The sequence below is a fragment of the Paenibacillus cellulosilyticus genome (assembly GCF_003182255.1).
Taxonomy (GTDB): domain Bacteria; phylum Bacillota; class Bacilli; order Paenibacillales; family Paenibacillaceae; genus Paenibacillus_T; species Paenibacillus_T cellulosilyticus.
Window position 1 is genome coordinate 266,837 of the sequence record NZ_QGTQ01000003.1, and the last position, 19,381, is coordinate 286,217.

At 51.3% G+C, this 19,381-nt stretch carries 20 protein-coding genes; all 20 read left to right on the forward strand.

What is annotated here, in order from left to right; translation table 11 throughout:
- Nucleotides 1–378 precede the first annotated feature (378 nt).
- Complete coding sequence (fabD, locus tag DFQ01_RS06365) at nt 379–1,314, forward strand: ACP S-malonyltransferase (RefSeq protein ID WP_110043039.1); 936 nt, start codon at nt 379–381, stop codon at nt 1,312–1,314.
- 88 nt (nt 1,315–1,402) lie between these two features.
- Complete coding sequence (gene fabG, locus DFQ01_RS06370) at nt 1,403–2,152, forward strand: 3-oxoacyl-[acyl-carrier-protein] reductase (RefSeq protein WP_110043040.1); 750 nt, start codon at nt 1,403–1,405, stop codon at nt 2,150–2,152.
- Nucleotides 2,153–2,247: 95 nt separating this feature from the next.
- A complete protein-coding gene (locus DFQ01_RS06375) occupies nt 2,248–2,481 on the forward strand; it encodes an acyl carrier protein (RefSeq protein ID WP_110043041.1) in 234 nt (77 codons plus the stop codon).
- A gap of 165 nt (nt 2,482–2,646) precedes the next feature.
- Nucleotides 2,647–3,885 carry a beta-ketoacyl-ACP synthase II gene (fabF, locus tag DFQ01_RS06380; RefSeq protein ID WP_110043042.1) on the forward strand — a complete coding sequence of 413 codons (1,239 nt, stop codon included), beginning with the start codon at nt 2,647–2,649 and terminating at the stop codon, nt 3,883–3,885.
- Complete coding sequence (gene rnc, locus DFQ01_RS06385; protein WP_110043043.1) at nt 3,875–4,570, forward strand: ribonuclease III; 696 nt, start codon at nt 3,875–3,877, stop codon at nt 4,568–4,570. Before fabF ends, rnc begins: the two co-directional genes overlap by 11 nt.
- Nucleotides 4,571–4,814: 244 nt before the next feature.
- Nucleotides 4,815–8,405, forward strand: a complete 3,591-nt coding sequence (smc, locus tag DFQ01_RS06390) for a chromosome segregation protein SMC (protein WP_110043044.1) — start codon at nt 4,815–4,817, stop codon at nt 8,403–8,405.
- Between the two features lie 38 nt (nt 8,406–8,443).
- On the forward strand, nt 8,444–9,454 hold the full coding sequence (ftsY, locus tag DFQ01_RS06395; protein ID WP_110043045.1) for a signal recognition particle-docking protein FtsY: 1,011 nt from the start codon (nt 8,444–8,446) through the stop codon (nt 9,452–9,454).
- Nucleotides 9,455–9,641: 187 nt separating this feature from the next.
- Nucleotides 9,642–9,977, forward strand: coding sequence for a YlxM family DNA-binding protein (ylxM, locus tag DFQ01_RS06400; protein ID WP_245946570.1), 336 nt, complete (start codon nt 9,642–9,644; stop codon nt 9,975–9,977).
- A 19-nt stretch (nt 9,978–9,996) separates the two neighbouring features.
- A complete protein-coding gene (gene ffh, locus DFQ01_RS06405) occupies nt 9,997–11,367 on the forward strand; it encodes a signal recognition particle protein (RefSeq protein WP_110043046.1) in 1,371 nt (456 codons plus the stop codon).
- Nucleotides 11,368–11,404: 37 nt separating this feature from the next.
- The gene (gene rpsP, locus DFQ01_RS06410) at nt 11,405–11,677 is read left to right on the forward strand and encodes a 30S ribosomal protein S16 (RefSeq protein WP_110043047.1); all 273 of its coding nucleotides are present in this window, start codon (nt 11,405–11,407) and stop codon (nt 11,675–11,677) included.
- 25 nt (nt 11,678–11,702) lie between these two features.
- Nucleotides 11,703–11,936, forward strand: coding sequence for a KH domain-containing protein (locus tag DFQ01_RS06415; protein ID WP_110043048.1), 234 nt, complete (start codon nt 11,703–11,705; stop codon nt 11,934–11,936).
- A 289-nt stretch (nt 11,937–12,225) separates the two neighbouring features.
- Nucleotides 12,226–12,759, forward strand: a complete 534-nt coding sequence (gene rimM / locus DFQ01_RS06420; protein ID WP_110043049.1) for a ribosome maturation factor RimM — start codon at nt 12,226–12,228, stop codon at nt 12,757–12,759.
- 4 nt (nt 12,760–12,763) lie between these two features.
- Nucleotides 12,764–13,549: a tRNA (guanosine(37)-N1)-methyltransferase TrmD gene (gene trmD / locus DFQ01_RS06425; protein ID WP_110043050.1), complete on the forward strand. Its 786-nt coding sequence runs from the start codon at nt 12,764–12,766 to the stop codon at nt 13,547–13,549.
- 151 nt (nt 13,550–13,700) lie between these two features.
- Complete coding sequence (gene rplS, locus DFQ01_RS06430) at nt 13,701–14,042, forward strand: 50S ribosomal protein L19 (protein ID WP_110043051.1); 342 nt, start codon at nt 13,701–13,703, stop codon at nt 14,040–14,042.
- A 128-nt stretch (nt 14,043–14,170) separates the two neighbouring features.
- Nucleotides 14,171–14,869 (forward strand): signal peptidase I, encoded by a 699-nt coding sequence (lepB, locus tag DFQ01_RS06435; RefSeq protein ID WP_110043052.1) that lies wholly within the window; start codon nt 14,171–14,173, stop codon nt 14,867–14,869.
- 73 nt (nt 14,870–14,942) lie between these two features.
- A complete protein-coding gene (gene ylqF / locus DFQ01_RS06440; RefSeq protein WP_110043053.1) occupies nt 14,943–15,815 on the forward strand; it encodes a ribosome biogenesis GTPase YlqF in 873 nt (290 codons plus the stop codon).
- Nucleotides 15,816–15,852: 37 nt separating this feature from the next.
- Nucleotides 15,853–16,470, forward strand: coding sequence for a ribonuclease HII (locus DFQ01_RS06445; RefSeq protein WP_110043054.1), 618 nt, complete (start codon nt 15,853–15,855; stop codon nt 16,468–16,470).
- Between the two features lie 160 nt (nt 16,471–16,630).
- The gene (locus DFQ01_RS06450; RefSeq protein WP_110043055.1) at nt 16,631–18,679 is read left to right on the forward strand and encodes a hypothetical protein; all 2,049 of its coding nucleotides are present in this window, start codon (nt 16,631–16,633) and stop codon (nt 18,677–18,679) included.
- Nucleotides 18,676–19,008 (forward strand): EscU/YscU/HrcU family type III secretion system export apparatus switch protein, encoded by a 333-nt coding sequence (locus tag DFQ01_RS06455; RefSeq protein WP_110043056.1) that lies wholly within the window; start codon nt 18,676–18,678, stop codon nt 19,006–19,008. Before DFQ01_RS06450 ends, DFQ01_RS06455 begins: the two co-directional genes overlap by 4 nt.
- Entirely contained in the window at nt 19,001–19,381 is a 381-nt protein-coding gene (locus tag DFQ01_RS06460; protein WP_110043057.1) for a YraN family protein, read from the forward strand. Before DFQ01_RS06455 ends, DFQ01_RS06460 begins: the two co-directional genes overlap by 8 nt.

Consider the following 19,381-nt stretch of genomic DNA (forward strand, 5'->3'; position numbering starts at 1 on the left):
GCAGGGACCCGAATGCCCGCACTTAAATGCTGGCGCGGCCGTTTAGGCCATCGCGCCTCCACAGGCAGGAGCGCCAATTGTAGAGCGTGTCCCGGCAGGGACGACAAGCGGCTCACAGCAGGAAGTCACCCCAGGTGCGCCGAACCTAGTGTGCAGACGCTCGAACACAAATAGACACGTACGCGTGGAGCTTTATGAGCTTGTTGGTTTGTCCCGATCAGGGACGAGCATCAACAAGCTCATAAAGCGGGCACACGCACCAACCCCAGCTAGACCCGTCCTGCGGGTGTCCAGAGGGCCGCGGCCCTTGGGGCCTTCCCTTCGGGAAGGGAGGGTTTGGGTGGGTTGAGAAAACTAAATGAAGGGGGCTGGACAACCATGTCCAAAGTGGCATTCGTCTTTCCAGGCCAAGGCGCTCAAGCCGTCGGCATGGGAAAAGACGCATTCGACACATTCGAAGGCGCGCGCCGCGTATTTGAACAAGCAGACGAAGCACTTGGCTTCGCTATGACGGATATTATTTTTAACGGACCAGATGATGTACTGAAGCAGACGGCGAACACACAGCCTGCATTGCTGACAGTCAGTGTTGCACTGCTTGAGGCTCTCAAAGGCCGTGGTCTTACGCCAGATTATGTTGCAGGCCACAGCCTCGGTGAGTACAGCGCTCTCGTTGCAGCAGGTGTTCTATCGTTCTCCGATGCTGTACGTACAGTACGTGCCCGCGGCGAATACATGGAGCAAGCTGTTCCAGGTGGCACTGGTGCAATGGCAGCAGTCCTCGGTGCTGAGCGTGATGCGCTTGCTGCGCTGTGCAGCTCCGTATCTGCTGAAGTTAGCGCAGTGGAGCTGGCTAACGTCAACTGCCCAGGTCAAATCGTTGTATCCGGCACGGCTGCAGGTGTACAAGCTGTTGTTGAACGAGGTAAGGAAGCGGGCGCGAAGCGCGTTATTTCCCTTGAAGTAAGTGGTCCGTTCCACTCCTCGCTCATGAAGCCAGCAGCAGAGAAGCTTGCTGACACGCTTGAGACGGTAACGTTTGCTGATGCATCGGTGCCTGTCATTGCGAATGTAACGGCCGAGCCTGTGACAGAAAGCGCAGCGATCCGTCAATTGCTTATAGAGCAGGTATATTCGCCTGTGCTGTGGGAAGACAGCGTGCAAAAACTGATTGCGCTTGGTGTCGATACGTTCGTAGAGATCGGCTCCGGCACTGTGCTTGCAGGCTTGATCAAGAAAATCGACCGCAATGTGAAAATTATTTCGATCAACAGTGTTCAGTCACTTGAAGCTGCAGTCAATCCGATTGTTTAGGTCGGTAAACGGATAAGCGTATGCTTACGATGCAAGCAATTTACTTGCAGGTAGTAGTTTCAAAGAAGAACTTTAAGGAGGTCTGTTCATGTTTGCAGGTCTGGAAGGTAAAGCAGCGCTCGTAACGGGCGCATCGCGTGGTCTTGGCCGCGCGATTGCTATTGCACTCGCAGAAGCTGGCGCGGATGTCGCAGTCAATTATGCGGGCAGCGAGGCTGCTGCAGCTGAGACGGCAAGTGCCATTGAGGCGCTTGGCCGCCGTGCGATTCTCGTGCAGGGCAATGTAGGCAAGTCCGATGAGTTCGAAGCGATCGTCAAGAAGACGATTGAAGAGTTCGGCAAATTGGATATTTTGGTGAATAATGCCGGCATTACTAGAGATAATTTAATCATGCGCATGAAGGAAGAAGAGTTCGATCAAGTCATTGAGACGAATCTCAAAGGCGTGTTCAATGGTATCAAATCCGTTACGCGTCAGATGATGAAGCAGCGTTCGGGCCGCATCATTAACATTTCTTCGGTTGTAGGATCGCTCGGGAACCCGGGGCAAGCTAACTATGTTGCTGCAAAGGCTGGCGTGATCGGCCTGACGAAGTCGGCGGCGCGTGAGCTTGCGTCCCGTGGCATTACCGTGAACTGCATCGCACCAGGCTTTATCGAGACGGAAATGACGGATAAATTGTCCGATGAAGCGAAAGCGCATCATACCGGACAAATTCCGCTGGCTCGCATGGGCCAGCCGGACGATATCGCACAAGCTGTTCGTTTCTTGGCATCCGATGCTGCGTCCTACATGACTGGCCAAACCATTCATATTGATGGTGGCATGTACATGTAACATTTGTAAACCTTTCATTAAGGGTACAAATGAAACGGTTACGCTGGCATTTTGTCCGCAATTCTCGTATAATACCAAGGAGGAGGTGAACCGGAATGTCCGAAGTACTGGATCGCGTTAAACGCATCGTCGTTGACCGCCTCGGCGCTGAAGAATCAGAAGTTACGCTAGAAGCGAGCTTCAAGGATGACCTCGGCGCAGACTCGCTCGACGTAGTTGAGCTGGTTATGGAGCTGGAAGACGAGTTTGACTTGGAGATTTCTGATGAAGACGCAGAAAAGATCACCACTGTGGGAGAAGTAGTAAATTACATACAATCTCATACGTAAGGTTCGTAAGTCCCGTTATTATAACGGGACTTCTCTCCATCATATAGTCTTTTTTTTTGAGCCATTAGGCAATGTTTACGAAACAAATTCGTTCTATATACATTCGCACAACGGTGGTAACGCCTAGCGTTGCTATCAATATCGCTGTCCGTAGAGGTGAACACAATGAAACAGAGAGTTGTCGTAACAGGCATGGGGGTCATGACCTCACTCGGTAACGATTTGGAGCAGTTCTGGGGTAATTTGATGGAAGGAAAGTCGGGCGTATCGCTTATCGAAGCGTTCGATGTATCCGAGTATCCGACGCGTATCGCAGCGGAGATTAAAGGCTTCAACCCAGAGCTTTATGCAGATAAGAAAGAAGCGCGTAAGATGGACCGTTTCGTCCAGTTTGCAGTTGCTGCATCGAAGAAAGCAGTTGAGGATGCAGGTCTGACAATTGGCGAGAATGCGGATCCAGAGCGTGTTGGTGTTATGATTGGTTCCGGTATCGGTGGTCTAGGTACGTGGGAAGATCAACATAACATCCTGCTGGAGAAAGGTCCGAAGCGCGTCAGTCCATTCTTTATTCCGATGATGATCGCGAATATGGCGTCCGGACAAGTGTCGATGGCAACAGGGGCGAAAGGTCCAAACAGCACGGCTGTAACAGCATGTGCAACGGGAACCCACTCCATTGGCGACTCGTACAAAATGATTCAACGCGGCGATGCCGAAGTAATGATTTGCGGCGGCGCTGAAGCGACGATCAGACCAACGGGGATGGCTGGATTTTGCGCCATGCGCGCGATGAGCGTACGGAACGACGAACCAGAGAAAGCAAGCCGGCCGTTTGATACCGACCGCGACGGTTTCGTCATGGGCGAAGGCTCTGGCGTACTCGTACTTGAGTCACTTGAGCATGCACAACAGCGCGGTGCACGCATCTATGCTGAAGTGATTGGCTATGGCATGAGCGGCGACGCTCACCATATGACAGAGCCAGATCCAGACGGCGCAGCACGCTGTATGACGCGTGCACTGAAGGATGCTGGACTCGCGCCAGAAGAGATCGATTATATCAATGCGCATGGCACGTCGACACCAGTCGGCGACCGTTCGGAGACGCTTGCTGTGAAGAAAGCGTTCGGCGACCATGCTTATAAAGTTGCGATCAGCTCGACGAAGTCGATGACGGGTCACCTGCTCGGCGCTGCCGGCGGCGTGGAAGCTGTTATTCTCGGCTTGACGATTAAGAACGGTATTATTGCACCAACAATCAACTTGGACAACCAAGATCCAGAATGCGATCTTGATTATGTTCCGAATACGCCGCGTAAAGCGGACGTGCGCACGGCACTGTCCAATTCCTTTGGTTTCGGTGGTCACAATGCGACGATTGTGATGAGAGCGTATGAGGCATGATGCACTAGATCAACTGCAGAACCGGCTTCTTATTCGTTTTCGCCAGCCGCGGTTGTTGAAACAAGCATTTACTCACACCTCGTATGTGAATGAGCATCGAGGCAAACCAATCGAAGATAACGAGCGGCTGGAGTTTCTCGGCGATGCTGTCCTTCAGCTGCTCGTCTCAGAGCATTTGTTCCTGACGTATCCGAATCGCCCAGAAGGCGAGCTCACTCGGATGCGTGCATCGATTGTATGCGAGCCATCGCTTGCACGGTTCGCGGAACTGCTTGGACTTGGTGCTTGTGTCATGCTGGGACGTGGTGAAGAGCAGTTGGGCGGCCGTCATCGGCCTGCGCTTCTGGCGGATTTGTTCGAGTCCTTCATCGGTGCGATTTATTTGGACCAAGGGTTCGAACGGGTACGGACGTTTCTCTCGGAGCAGGTATTCCCGCATATCGAAGAGAACGGTTCGCTGCTCGTGAAGGACTTCAAGTCGAAGCTGCAGGAGAAGGCGCAGCATGGCGCACTTGGACCTGTTGAATATCGTATCGCAGAAGAACGAGGACCGGCGCATGATCGGGAGTTTGTCGTCGAGGTACGAATCGGCGAGCAGACGTACGGTGTAGGTGTTGGACGGACGAAGAAAGAAGCTGAGCAGCGTTCCGCAGAAGCGGCCTGCACGCAGCTTGAGCAGCAATAGTAAATGAAGGAAAGGCGCTGCGCAGCGGAATAATTGAAGCTGTCGCAGCGCTTTGTTGTGTTTATCACCTTAAATACGTGTTCAAAAAGTTCGGTTTTCAGCACCTGATGTCGAATGCACTTCTTGATGAAGCTTCTTGATCAAAAGCGGATTTTTTGAACAACCTCAGCAAGGCGTATCACAGCTCAGTCCTGACCTTTCCACTGCATTATGGTACAATAGTCGATGAGGTGAATCCGAGAACATGTTCCTGAAACGGATCGAACTATCAGGTTTTAAGTCGTTTGCCGATAAAACAGAGCTGGATTTTGTGCGCGGCATTACAGCCGTCGTCGGCCCTAACGGCAGCGGCAAGAGCAACATTTCGGACGGCATTCGCTGGGTGCTTGGCGAACAAAGCGCCAAGAGCTTACGCGGCGGCAAGATGGAAGATATTATTTTCGCTGGATCGGACGCACGTAAGGCGGTCAATTTCGGTGAGGTATCGCTGACGCTGGATAATGGCGACAACGCACTGCCGCTCGAATATGATGAAGTGACGGTCACAAGACGCGTGCATCGAAGCGGCGAAAGTGAATATATGATCAATAAACAGCCATGCCGGCTGAAGGATATTACCGAACTGTTCATGGATACCGGTATCGGCAAAGAAGCCTACTCGATTATCGGACAAGGTCGGATTGAGGAAATTTTAAGTACACGCTCGGAAGATCGCCGCGGTATTTTCGAGGAAGCTTCCGGCATTGTAAAGTTTAAATCACGTAAGCGTGAAGCACAAAAGAAGCTTGATGATACGGAACAGAATCTGCTGCGTATTCATGACTTAGTATCGGAGCTGGAGGATCAGGTTGAGCCGCTGCGTAAGCAGTCGGAGAAGGCAATCAAGTTCAAGTCACTCCGTGAACAGCTGCAAACGCAGGAAATATCGATGTACGTTCATCAGATTGAGACGGTGCATGCTTCGTGGAATGCATCGACTGCTAAGCTCGCCGAACTCGAACGCGAGCGGCTTTCGTATGCTTCCGTTGTGAGTAAGCATGACGCGTTGCTCGAGAAAGATCGGCTGCGCCTCCGTGAAGTCGAGTTGGAGCTTGATCAGCTTCATGAGCTGATGCTTCAGCTTAGTGAAGACTATGAGAAATGCGAAGGCTACGGCGAAGTACTGAAGGAACGTAAACGCAATCTGGAGCAGAACAAGCGCCAGTTGGAAGAGTCGATGTCGGCTCTTGATGAGCGCATCGCTACCTTAATGAAGGAAGAGGCTGATTTCCGTGCGAAGTCGGCATCTCTAGAAGAAGAGATTGTACGTTTGCGCACGCAGCTTCAAGAAGAAGAATCTCAATTAGCTGGTACGGTTGGAGAAGCGGGCACAGAAGCAGAAGAATCGCTTAAGACGGAGCTTCTCGACGTGCTGAGCGCTATGGCGCAAGCGCGCAATGAGATTCGATACACAGAGCAGCAGAAGGACAATGTCCAGCGTCGAATCGAACGCATTGGTGATGAGGAAGCGAAGTGGAAGCAGCAGCAGGAAGAGCTTACGGCAAGCCGTCACGAGCTGTCGGCACGTTTGAAGTCAACCCTGGAATCGCTGCAGGAAGCGAAGCAGAAATACACCGATGAGAGCGAGCAATCTCAGACGCTGTATCAAGTGTATGAGGAAACGCAGCAGACGGTACGCAAGTGGGAGCAGCGTCTCGACGCGCTCGTATCCCGCCGGGATACGATGAAAGAAATGCAGGATGCGCTGGATGGCTTTATGCATGGCGTTCGTGAAGTGCTGAAGGCATCGCGCAAACAGCAGGGCGGCTTGAATGGCGTTCACGGTGCCGTAGCCGAGCTCGTCCGTGTACCAGAGAAGTATGAGACAGCGATCGAGACGGTTCTCGGCGGTGCCCTGCAGCATGTCGTTATGGAGAATGAAAGCACAGCGCGTGCAGCAATCAGCTTCCTGAAGTCCCGGCAGCTCGGTCGCGCTACATTCCTTCCGCTCGATGTTATTCGCGGCCGGCATGTACCGGAGTCCGATCGCCGTAACGTTTCCGCGATTAGCGGTTTCGTGGGTATTGCGGCTGATCTCGTAACGAGCGACCGCCAGTATGAGAGCATCGTCTCGAGCTTGCTCGGCAATGTCATTATTGCGGAGAATCTCGAACAGGCGAATAAGATCGCGTCGCAGTGCCAATACCGTTACCGTGTTGTAACGCTTGAAGGTGACGTCGTCAATGCCGGTGGTTCGATGACAGGCGGCAGCCTTCAGAAGAAAGGCGCTAGCCTTCTTGGTCGTCAGCGCCAGATTGAGCAGATGGACGATGAGATTGCAGAATGCAGGGCGCAGTCTGATAAACTCCGGCAGAAAATGCAAGATCTTCGCAAAGAGCAATCGATCCGCAGCCAGAACATCGAGGAGCTTCGCGAGCGCGGCGAGCAGCTTCGTATCGAAGAGCAGCAGCTGAAGGCAGAATTGCTGCAGCTTGATAAGCAGCTGCAGCAGTTGACGGAGCAGCTTCAATTGTACAGCGCAGACCGTTCTGGACAAGCAGAAGAACAACGTGATCTTGTGGCAACTGCCGAAGCTGCTCGTGTGCGGCTCGAAGAGCTGTCAACACGAGAAGCGAAGCTGCAGGTTGATATCCAAGCAGCTGAAACGCGTCGTAAAGCTTCCGAGACAGCTCGTGAGGAGCTGCAAGGACAGCTGACTGACCTGAAGATTGCGGTTGCGAAGACGGAGCAGGAGAAATTCTCGTTCGAGGACCATGCGGCAAGAATCCGCTCCGATGTGAACCGTGCGAAGCAGGAATTGACGACGCTAAGAGGCGTGCAGCAGCAATTGAAGGAAGATGATGAGCGCCATGGCGTGGAGTCGGTCGGCCAAATTGAGCAGCTCAACTCGCTTAAGCTGAAGAAGGACAATTGTGCCGAACGTACGGATTTGATGCGCGCACAGCGTGCTGATATGATCAAAGGACTCGAGGATGGCGAAAGCGAGACGAAAGAACAGCGCGCATTGCTGAGGGAAACTGAGGACAAGATGCGTCAGACGGAAATTGCGGTTAATCGCCTCGACGTGGAGCTCGACAACCTGCTGCGTAAGCTGAGCGAGGAATATGAGCTTAGCTATGAGCTGGCGAAGGAACGCTACCCTCTTCCAGAGGACATCACCGCTACGCAGAATGCGGTCCGCGATCTGAAACGTCAGATTTCTTCGTTGGGTGAAGTAAACCTCGGTGCAATTGACGAGTATCTGCGGGTGAAAGAGCGGTATGAGTTCCTTGACGCACAACGAATTGACTTGATCGACGCGAAGACGACGCTGTACCAGGTCATCAAAGAGATGGATGACGAGATGGCGAAGCGGTTCCGCACGACGTTCGAAGCGATTCGTGGACACTTCGTTGTCGTATTCGCCAAGCTGTTCGGCGGTGGTCGCGCTGACCTGATTCTTGCCGAACCAGACCGTGTGCTCGATACCGGTATCGATATCGTGGCACAGCCGCCAGGGAAGAAGCTGCAAAATCTGCAGCTGCTGTCCGGTGGTGAACGCGCGTTGACCGCTATTGCGCTGCTGTTTGCTATTTTGCAAGTGAAGCCGGTTCCGTTCTGCGTACTTGACGAGGTTGAAGCAGCGCTTGATGAAGCGAACGTATCTCGTTTTGCACAATATCTACGAGAGTTCTCGGACTTGACGCAGTTTATCGTTGTGACGCACCGTAAAGGTACGATGGAAGAAGCAGACGTTCTCTACGGGGTTACAATGGAAGAAGGCGGCGTATCGAAGCTCGTATCTGTACGGCTTGAAGACGAGTCGTTCATGGAAGACGGATCGGAGACAGCTTAACCATTACCGATATGTGAATAGGAAAGGAACGGCATAATATGAGTTTCTTTAAACGGTTGAAAGAATCGATTGCTTCGAAGACTGAAGCGGTCACTAATATTTTTAAAGAAGGTCTAGTTAAGACGAGCAAGGCCATCGTCGAGCGTGTTGAAGAGCTGATTACGCGCCGCAAGAAAATCGATGAAGAGTTTTTCGAGGAGCTCGAAGAAATTCTCATTAGTGCTGACGTGGGTGTTAACACAGTCGTTGGACTGATCGACAGCCTGCGTGCAGAAGTGAAAGCCCGCAAGATCGAAGAAGCTTCCGAGCTGCAGCCGATTCTGTCCGAGAAGCTGGTTGAAATCTTGAAGGGCAAAGACGATCCGGAGCTGCGAATGGCAGAGAGCGGCTTGACCGTTATTCTGTTCGTTGGTGTTAACGGTGTCGGCAAAACGACGACGATCGGCAAGCTTGCCCACAAGTTTAAATCCGAGGGCAAGAGCGTTCTCATGGCAGCGGGCGACACGTTCCGTGCAGGCGCGATCGAGCAGCTTGAAGTGTGGGGTCAGCGTGTAGGCGTTGATGTCATCAAGCAAAGTGCGGGTTCAGACCCAGCAGCCGTCATGTACGATGCGGTGCAAGCGGCTAAACAGCGCGGCGTTGATGTCCTGCTTTGCGATACGGCGGGACGACTGCAGAACAAGTCGAATCTGATGGATGAGTTGAATAAAATTTTCCGGGTCATCCAGCGTGAAGTGCCAAGCGCGCCGCATGAAGTACTGCTCGTGCTGGATGCAACGACGGGCCAAAATGCACTCAGTCAAGCGAAGCTGTTCGGCGAGAAGAGCGGCGTAACCGGCCTTGTTCTTACGAAGCTGGACGGAACGGCAAAGGGCGGTATCATCATTGCTATCCGCAATGAACTGAACCTGCCAGTGAAGCTTGTTGGTCTTGGCGAGAAAATGAATGACCTTCAGGTGTTCGATTCCGAGCAATTCGTTCATGCGCTGTTTGCTGGACTTATTCAAGGCAAAGATGAGCCAGCAAGTGAGGATGAACAACAACAGTAACGTTCATGAACGTATATTTCGCTCGTTGACAGTCATTTCACCTTGCTGACAAGTATAAAAGCTTGACACCCTTACATTCGCCCTGTATGATAGGAGAAGTTAAGTGAGTGTCAAGTAATTTTACTTGACGGAAGGGGACGTACTCGTGACCAGCGCCCACACGGATGCGCTCGAGAAGACGAATCGCATGAACATGCTGTTTGATTTCTATGAGCCGCTGCTGACGGATAAGCAACGAACGTTTCTGATGCAGTATTTCATCGAAGATTTTACGCTTGGCGAGATTGCGGCGGAAGTTGGCATTAGCCGTCAAGCGGTTTACGAACATATAAAGCGAGCAGAAACCGTTCTTGAGAATTACGAAGCGAAGCTTGGTCTTCTAAGCCGTCATTCGGCATTGCGAAATGCCATGGATGAGCTTGAGACACAGATCGCGACGATGCCGCAGGACGGAACACATACAAGTAAGCTGATGCAGATTGCAGAATCACTTCGGCAAGCGGAGCAAGCGAGAAACAAATAGTGAAGGCAGGTGAATCATCATGGCGTTTGAAAGCTTGACGAACAGGCTTCAGAATGTGTTCGGCAAATTGCGGGGCAAAGGTAAGCTTTCGGAGGATGACGTTAACGAAGCGATGCGCGAAGTCCGACTAGCTCTGCTGGAAGCGGACGTAAACTTCAAGGTCGTCAAAGATTTTGTCGCCAAGGTGAAGGAGCAGGCTGTTGGCGTTGAAGTTCAGAAGAGCTTTACACCGGGCATGGTCGTCGTTGACATCGTTCATAAAGAGCTCATCGAGCTCATGGGCGGATCGGCAACGAAGATCGCGAAGGCTAGCAAGCCGCCGACTGTCATTCTGATGGCGGGTCTGCAAGGTGCCGGTAAGACGACGACGACAGCGAAGCTGGCGATGATGCTCATGAAGGGCAATCATAAGCCGCTGCTCATCGCGGGTGATATTTATCGACCAGCCGCAATTAAGCAGCTTCAAGTGTTGGGCGAGCAGATCAAAGCACCGGTATTTACGCTCGGCAACGATGTGTCGCCGGTAGAGATCGCACGTCAAGGCCTTCAATTCGCTAAGGCGAACAGTCACGACTATGTCATCGTCGATACGGCAGGTCGTCTGCAGATCGACGAAGCGCTTATGGAAGAGCTTAAGCAAATCCATGAGGTCGTACAGCCAGATGAAGTGCTCCTCGTTGTCGATGCAATGACGGGTCAAGAAGCGGTTAACGTGGCGAAGAGCTTCCACGAGCAGCTTGAACTGACAGGCGTTGTACTGACGAAGATGGATGGCGATACGCGCGGTGGTGCAGCGTTGTCTGTCAAGGCTGTTACAGGATGTCCGATCAAGTTCGTCTCGATGGGAGAGAAGATCGAGCCGCTTGAATCGTTCCATCCGGAGCGTATGGCATCCCGTATTCTCGGCATGGGCGACATGCTGTCGCTGATCGAGAAAGCGCAATCGAGCATCGATGCTGATAAAGCAGCAGAGATGGAACGGAAGATGCGCAATGCCGAGTTCACGTTCGAGGATTTCCTCGAGCAGATGGAGCAGGTCCGCAAGCTTGGTCCGTTGGATCAGCTGCTTGACATGCTGCCAGGGATGAACAAGGTCAAAGGCATGAAGGACATGAAGGTCGATGACAAGCAGATCAACCGCGTTGAAGCGATCGTACGCTCGATGACAACGGATGAGAAGCGTAATCCAGACCTGTTGAACTATAGCCGTCGCAGACGGATTGCTGCCGGCAGCGGCACGAATATTGCGGAAGTCAATCGTCTCATCAAGCAGTTCGAAGAGATGCGCAAGATGATGAAGCAATTCTCGGGCATGATGGGCAAAGGCGGCAAAGGCATGAAAGGCTTGAAAGGTCTTATGGGTAAAGGGATGAAATTCCCGCGCATTTGATCAAGGGCAGTTGATTCTTGTAAGGAGGTGAAACAAAATGGCAGTTCGTATTCGTCTGAAACGTATGGGTGCTCACAAAGCTCCTTTCTATCGTGTAGTCGTATCCGATTCCCGTTCCCCACGTGACGGCCGCTTCATCGAAGAGATCGGCACTTACAACCCGGTTGCACAACCGGCACAAGTGAACATCGATGAAGAGAAAGCACTGAAATGGCTGCAAAACGGTGCGCAAGCATCCGACACAGCTCGCAACCTGCTTTCGCAAGTAGGCGTCATGAAGAAGTTCCATGAGCTCAAGCAACAGAAATAACTGTTGAATTGCGGAGGGCCTGAAGATGAAAGAATTAATTCTTGTCATAGCGAAGGCTTTAGTGGATAATCCGAATGACGTTCGCGTCAGTGAGAAGGAGGACGCACGAGGTAATCTCGTGTTTGGCTTGTCCGTCCATCCTTCCGATGTCGGTAAAGTAATCGGCAAGCAGGGCAAAATCGCAAAGGCGCTGCGCACAGTCGTATCGTCTGCTGCGGTGAAATCCGGCCGCCGGATTACGATCGACATCGATTCATAATCGAACAAGCCATGTGAAGGGTTAGGATGAATGTCCTAACCCTTTTTCAATACATAACTGCATAACAATTTATTGGTTTCCGACTAGATTGGAAACAATAATTTTGACTTTAAAAAGTCGACTATTGAACACGAGCCCGCCTCTGGTGCTGAATAGCCGACTTTTTAATAAATAAGAAGGCAAGTTCGCTAACGTAATTAAAGAGCTGCTCATCTTCGAAAGGCCTCGATTGAGGTTTCTCATATGCTGATAAAGGTAACGTTATAGTCGGGAAAGGAACGAATGGAATATGGCAGACAAATGGTTTACAGTCGGTAAATTAGTTAATACGCATGGTATCCGTGGTGAAGTGAAAATATGGCCACAGACCGATTTTCCAGAGGTACGCTTTGCCAAAGGAAATGTATTGACGCTCGTGGATGAAGAAAAGGGTGCTCCAAGCTTCCAGGTAGAAATCGTGAGCGCTAGATTACAGAAAAACGTGTATATTGTGAAGCTGAAGGGCTATGACAATATTAATGATATTGAGAAGTACAAAGGCTGGACGTTCAAGGTATCGGAGAACGATCTCGTTGAGCTCCCAGAGCACGAGTATTACTACCATCAGATTATTGGTTGCACCGTCGTAACGGACGAGGGCGTAGAGCTTGGTCAGGTTACAGAAATCCTGTCGCCAGGCGCTAATGATGTATGGGTAGTCAAAGGCAAGGATGAGCGTGGTAAATCCCGTGAAGTGCTGCTGCCTGTCATTGACGAAGTGCTGTTGAATGTGGATGTAGAAGCCAAAGCGATTAAAGTAAAGCTGCTGGAAGGGCTGATTTAACGCTGTGCGGATCGACGTATTAACACTTTTTCCTGAAATGTTCGATGGCGTGTTCAGTTCCAGCATTTTGGGCAAGGCAAGGGAGAAAGGGATTGTATCGCTGCAAGCGGTCAACTTCCGCCAGTTCTCGACGGACAAGCACAGCACGGTGGACGACTATCCTTATGGCGGCGGCGGAGGGATGGTTCTTAAGCCTGAACCGATGTTCGCAGCGGTTGAAAGCCTTGTACCAGCAGACGGTCCGCGCCCGCGCATTATTCTCATGTGCCCGCAGGGTGAGACGTTCACGCAGCAAAAGGCAGAACAGCTGTCGAATGAGGAGCATCTCATTTTCGTTTGCGGCCATTATGAGGGCTATGATGAACGCATTCGTGAGCATCTCGTAACCGACGAACTATCCATTGGCGACTACGTGTTAACTGGTGGAGAGCTTCCGGCTATGGTCGTTATCGATAGTGTTGCTCGTTTGCTTCCAGGCGTACTGGGCAATGAAACATCCGCTGTCACCGATTCTTTCAGCACAGGTCTGCTGGAATACCCGCATTACACGCGTCCCGCTGTGTTCCGAGACTGGGAAGTGCCAGAGGTGCTCCTGTCAGGCCATCACGGCAGAATCGAGGCGTGGCGGCGTGAACAATCGCTTCTAAGGACGCTTAAGCGGCGTCCTGATTTACTGGAACAGGCAGATTTGTCCACGAAGGAACGCGCGTGGCTGCAGGGCCTTCGAGAGCGTGAAGAGCGTCTGATGGAACGTCCTTCTGCCCATAAGAATGAACAAGGTGATAAATAATAATAGATATGTTATTGTGTTTTATCGCATACTGTGTTAAAATTTCAAATGTTGTGTGAAAGTCGGACGGTCCGCTATAAGCCATGACCTGACTTGCATTCCGGAGTCGGTGAGTTTATAAGAACGTCTATGGGGAAGGAGTGAATACAAGATGAACATTGTACAAGCGATTACGCAAGAACAACTGCGCAAAGACATCCCTAGCTTCCGTCCAGGCGATACGCTGAAGGTATACGTTAAAGTCATCGAGGGTTCGCGCGAGCGTATCCAGCTGTTCGAAGGCGTCGTTATCAAGCGTCGTGGTGGCGGTATCAGCGAAACGTTCACGGTTCGTAAGATTTCTTACGGCGTAGGCGTGGAAAGAACGTTCCCAGTGAACTCGCCGAAGATCGATAAACTCGAAGTGGCTCGTCGTGGTAAAGTTCGCCGTGCGAAACTTTATTACCTGCGTGAACTTCGCGGTAAAGCAGCGAGAATTAAAGAAATCCGTTAATCGGATAGTCGAGAGGGGCTTGCCAATACAAGCTCCTCTTCGCGTTTTATGGGTATAATTATAGTAACGGCTGCGGGAGTTTCTGCACGCATGTCATGCTGATAAGATTGAGCGAAGAAGGTGAGCATATGGACAACAATCGATTCGAAAGCGAAGAAGAGCAGCATCAAGCTTCAACGGAAGTAACGGAAACAAAGCATGATGTTGAAGATGCCGGTGTACAAGCTGGTCAGGCAACAGCAGCTGCTGGAAGCAAGTTCGGCAAAGAGATTTTTGAATGGGTTAAAGCGATTGCGATCGCGGTCATACTCGTGCTCATCATTCGCTGGTTGCTGTTTATGCCCTTCATTGTCGATGGACCGTCGATGCAGCCGAATTTTCAGACAGGTGAACGCGTCATCGTCAATAAAATTTTGTACAAAATCCGCGAGCCTAAGCGTGGTGAGGTCATCGTATTCCACGTTCCGGAGGAAGGTCGCAATTTCATTAAGCGTGTTATCGGTGTTGAAGGCGACACGATTCGTTACGAGGGCGACGACTTGTATGTGAATGGCGAGAAAGTGAACGAGACGTACATACAGGAAGCAATTGACCAAGCTCACGCGGAAGGCCATGACTATAATAATAGTCAGTTCTCTCAGAACTTCCCGAATGACAGCTTTACGGAGTCCGTTGTACCGGAAGGTCATATCTTTGTCCTCGGAGACAATCGCCCGGAGAGTAAGGACAGCCGCATGATTGGCTTCGTCTCACTCGATGAGGTGATCGGCCGAAGCGACGTAATCTTCTGGCCGCTCAATAAGGCGAAGATTGTTACAAATCATTGAGAAAAATGACATGCCTCGTGGATGCTGCGAATGCAGAGGTCCGCGAGGCATGTTGGCTACTGAGGTGACGTAAATGACGATTCAATGGTTCCCGGGGCATATGACAAGAGCCCGGCGACAAATTCAAGATAAGCTGAAGCTAATTGATCTGGCTGTTGAACTGCTGGATGCGAGAATTCCGCTGTCGAGCCGAAACCCAATGATTGATGATATTTTGCTGAATAAACCTCGACTGATCGTGCTTGGTAAGAGTGATCTTGCAGATCCACGAGAGACGGAAGCGTGGATAGAGCGTTTTAAATATGAGGGGCATGAATGTATCGCGGTTGATGCGTCTACGGGTACACGCGTTGGCGAGATTCCTGATCTGGCAAGACAGCTGATGCAGGAGAAAATTGACCGTCAGTTGGCGAAAGGGATAAATCCACGCGCGGTACGTGCGCTAATCGTCGGTATCCCCAACGTAGGGAAATCAACGCTGATTAACCGTCTTGCAGGTCGTAACATTGCAATTACAGGTGACCGTCCAGGCGTTACCAAGGGACAGCAGTGGATTAAGGTCGGCAAAGAGATGGAGCTGCTGGATACACCAGGTATTTTATGGCCGAAGTTCGACGATCCGATCGTTGGCTATCGACTCGCGATGACAGGTGCGATTAAAGAGCAAATTCTCGATATTGAAGATATTGCTTTCTACGCAACACGCGAGCTTATTAATCGATACTGGGATACGCTTGTTGAGCGTTACGGTATCGAGGAGGAGCGTCCAGAAGATACAGAACAAGCCGATGAGATCGTTCGTATTATGGAAGCGATTGGCCGCAAACGCGGGTGTCTCATTAGTGGCGGGCGTGTTGATCTTGAGAAGACGTCGGGTATTATTTTGCGCGAGATGCGTGCTGGTAAGCTTGGCCGTTTGACTCTTGAATCGGCATCAACGTATTAAGGCAAGGCCAGAAATAACCGTCATGGGAGATGCGGGAATGCTGGATTATGAAAAGCAATTATGGGAGCAAGGCTGTACACTTATTGCGGGAATTGATGAGGTAGGGCGGGGCTGCCTGTTCGGAGACGTTGTCGCAGCAGCGGTCGTGCTTCCTCCGGGATTGATTCTAGATGGAATCAACGATTCCAAGAAACTATCCGAGAAGAAACGCGAGGAGCTGTATGGTGTCATCCTAGAGCATGCATTATACTGGTCGGTCGCTCGTATTGATTCGGTTGAGATTGATCGTATTAATATTAAGCAAGCTTCTAGACTAGCAATGAAACGTGCGGTAGAGACGCTGGGCGCTGATCCAGAGCATTTGCTCATAGATGCGGAGAAAATCGATCTGGATATTCCGCAGCAGGCGATCATTAAAGGGGATGCGACGAGCCAGTCGATTGCTGCAGCGTCTATCCTTGCGAAGGTGACGCGTGACCGACTGTGCAAGACGGAATGGGAGATGCTCTATCCCGGCTATGGGATCGCCATACATAAAGGGTATGCGACGAAGCTTCATCGGGAAAGTATATTGTCGCTTGGTCCAACCCCTATGCATCGACAATCGTTTCTTGGTAACATTTTGGCGGAGATGGAGCAGCAAGTGCTGTTCTAATGCAGCAAATATCGAAATGAACTCGCCTCGAAGGCATGCTTCTTATGAGAAGCACTGTCGACCGGGGCGATTTTTTTATTCGTAATGGTGTAGTCTCGCTCACCGAATGCCGATATATCGTTTATATAGATTCGTGAAGATTGAGGGGAATTGAGACACCTTGAACATTACACAAATGATGAGAGGCTTGCTGGGCGACGTAAAGAGCGGCGATAGCCGCAAGGTGGAGCTGAAGGCTGGACAGGTCGTGCGCGGCGTCGTCATGCAAGTCGACAACGAAACGAAGGACGCCATCGTCCAAATCAATGGCTTACAAGTGCGAGCTAAGCTGGAGACACCTTTGTCTCAAGGGCAGACGGCTATGTTGAAGGTGCAGCCGGAATCGACAGCAGAGACGATTGTTTTGAAGCCGGTAGAGATGGCTGGAGATCAAGCATCCGAAGATTCGATTCGTCAGCTTGTGAAGGCATCGGGTATGCCTGAGGCAAAGTGGGCGACGGATCTGGTTAAGGATATGAAGCGGGATGGCATACCGCTGACACGTGAGGTTGTGCAAGCGTTGAAGCAGGCGGTTGAATCTATGCCGAAGGGGACAGACCCAGAGGAATGGATGAAAGCGGCTGCAGTTGCACTCCGTCGGGGCATGCCTGTTACGGAGCAGACTGTTGCTGGCATGCGGCAGGTGATGTACGGTAAGCCTGTGGATCAGCTTCTCGCTGAGCTGGAGACACAGTTGGCTGACTTTATTAGTGCAGATGAAGGCGAAGCCGGGACAGCACAACAAGGCTCCAAAGGTGCTGTTCGCAGTCAAAGCGGCGGGCTGGCGGATACTGCGGCACGTTTGAAGGCGATCTTGTCAGAGATGAAACAATCGACAGCAAATCTAGCTAACGTCGAGCAGTCAGATGCAAGTTCAGAAGAAGCCGCAGGTAACGTGCAGCGCTGGAAGCCTGAGCAGCTAGGCTCAAATGCGAAATCGTTTAATCCCGTTTCTTTGCAGAAAGCTGCGTATGAGGCGATGGAGATGCCGGATGATGTCGTAGAGCCCATGACGAATAAAGGTAATGCAGCACAAGGGCAGGTAGACAATACGGCAGCAAGGGCAGCGGTATCGCCATCTTCAACAGCGCAAGCCGCAACAGTTGGCGGTGGGAATGAGTCGAGTGCCTGGATCGGCAAAATATTGCAGCTGCTTGGCGTTAATCATGAGCAGCAGCTTCTTCATGAAACGGCAAGACAGCTCGCCTCAAGTGTTAGCGACAATAAGGCTGCTGCAGCTGACGCAGCGCAGTCTGCACAGGAAACAGAAGGCACAGCTGTCCAGACGAAGCAAACAGCTGCAGCGAGCACTGTCATTACTGATCATGATACGCAACCTCCAACCGTTCGTCCTGCGGAGTCAAGTTCGGCTAGCATTGTAGCAGATAGGAATGAAAATGAAGCAGTTGATGATGGTGAACCAGCCAAACCAGCAAGCGACCGACCCGTTAACGGACAGGTGCAAGCGCACGCTTCAACGACGGTTCAAGGACGTCCAGCAGCCTTGCTCCAAGATATCCATGGATCACAGCAGTTGATGGACGATGGAACGCCGGCGACGCTGCAGCATGGGATTCGGTCAGCCGATAGCGCAGTTTCTGAAACGTTGAAAAGTGCATTGCTCTCATTAGCAACAATGGATGATGCGCCAGCGCCGCTGAAAGAAACAGCGCAGCAGCTCATTCACCAAATTACAGGGCAGCAGCTCATGCTTGCACCGGAACGTAATGGGTCGGTTCTGACTCATGTGACATTGTTCATCCCCATTCAAGATGAGAACGGCAGCCAGACGGCATCCGTCCATGTACAGACGCGAAGAGGGGCAAAGAACGAGCTGGATGCTGCGAACTGCCGATTGTTGTTCGATTTGCACTTGAAAGTGCTCGGAGACACGGTTGTTGATGTACATGTCGTGGACAAAATCGTCAATTTGAATGTGTGGAATGATCACCCCGTTATGGGCCAAATTGCTGACAATGAACGTGGAGCAGTGGCAGAAGCGTTGAACAGTGCTGGTTATCAGCTACTCACGTTTAATGTAAGACCAACGAAGCGCGATGCATCTGCTGGCGATTCAGTAGGGGATCTCTTGGGCGGCAGCGATCTGACGCTGCCGGACTTTCCGCCGTATGGCGGTATACCGTATAAAGGAGTCGATCTTAAGATATGACACGCAAGCCATCATCATCGACTCCGTCATCCTCTACAGCTACGGAACAACCAGCGGAACGTGTGCGCAGAGCCGTCGCCTTAAAATATGAGCCTGGAGAACGGTCAGCACCGGTCGTTGTCGCAAAAGGGAAAGGTTATCTCGCAAATGCAATTGTTGAGAAGGCTTCAGAGAACGGCGTTCCGGTTCAAGAGGATGCATCGCTTGTTGAAGTACTCTCCAAGCTGGATATTAATCAAGAGATCCCGCCAGAGCTATATGCGCTTGTGGCAGAGATTCTAAGCTTTATCTACCGATCAGACAAGCAAGCAGGAGGATGGGATGATTAGACCGAAGAGGAGCCGAATCGAGACTGGGCGGCTAGGAGAAGAAGCGGCAGCCGCCTATCTGGCGACTGCCGGTTATCGAATCTTATCGCGTAATTGGCGCTGCAAGGCAGGCGAAATGGATATCGCTGCGGAGCATAACGGAACGCTGGTTATTGTGGAAGTAAGAACTAGGACTTTAGGATCATCCTCTGCTTTCGGTATGGCAGTGGAGTCCATTGACGCTCGCAAAGCATACAAAGTAAGGCTCGTTGCTGAAGCTTATATCCAATCAAACAAGCTATATAACATGCCCGTTCGGTGCGATGCCATTACCGTCACGCTAGCGCAAGATGGGACTGCAGCAGATATTACACAGCTGCAAGGCGTGTTCTAA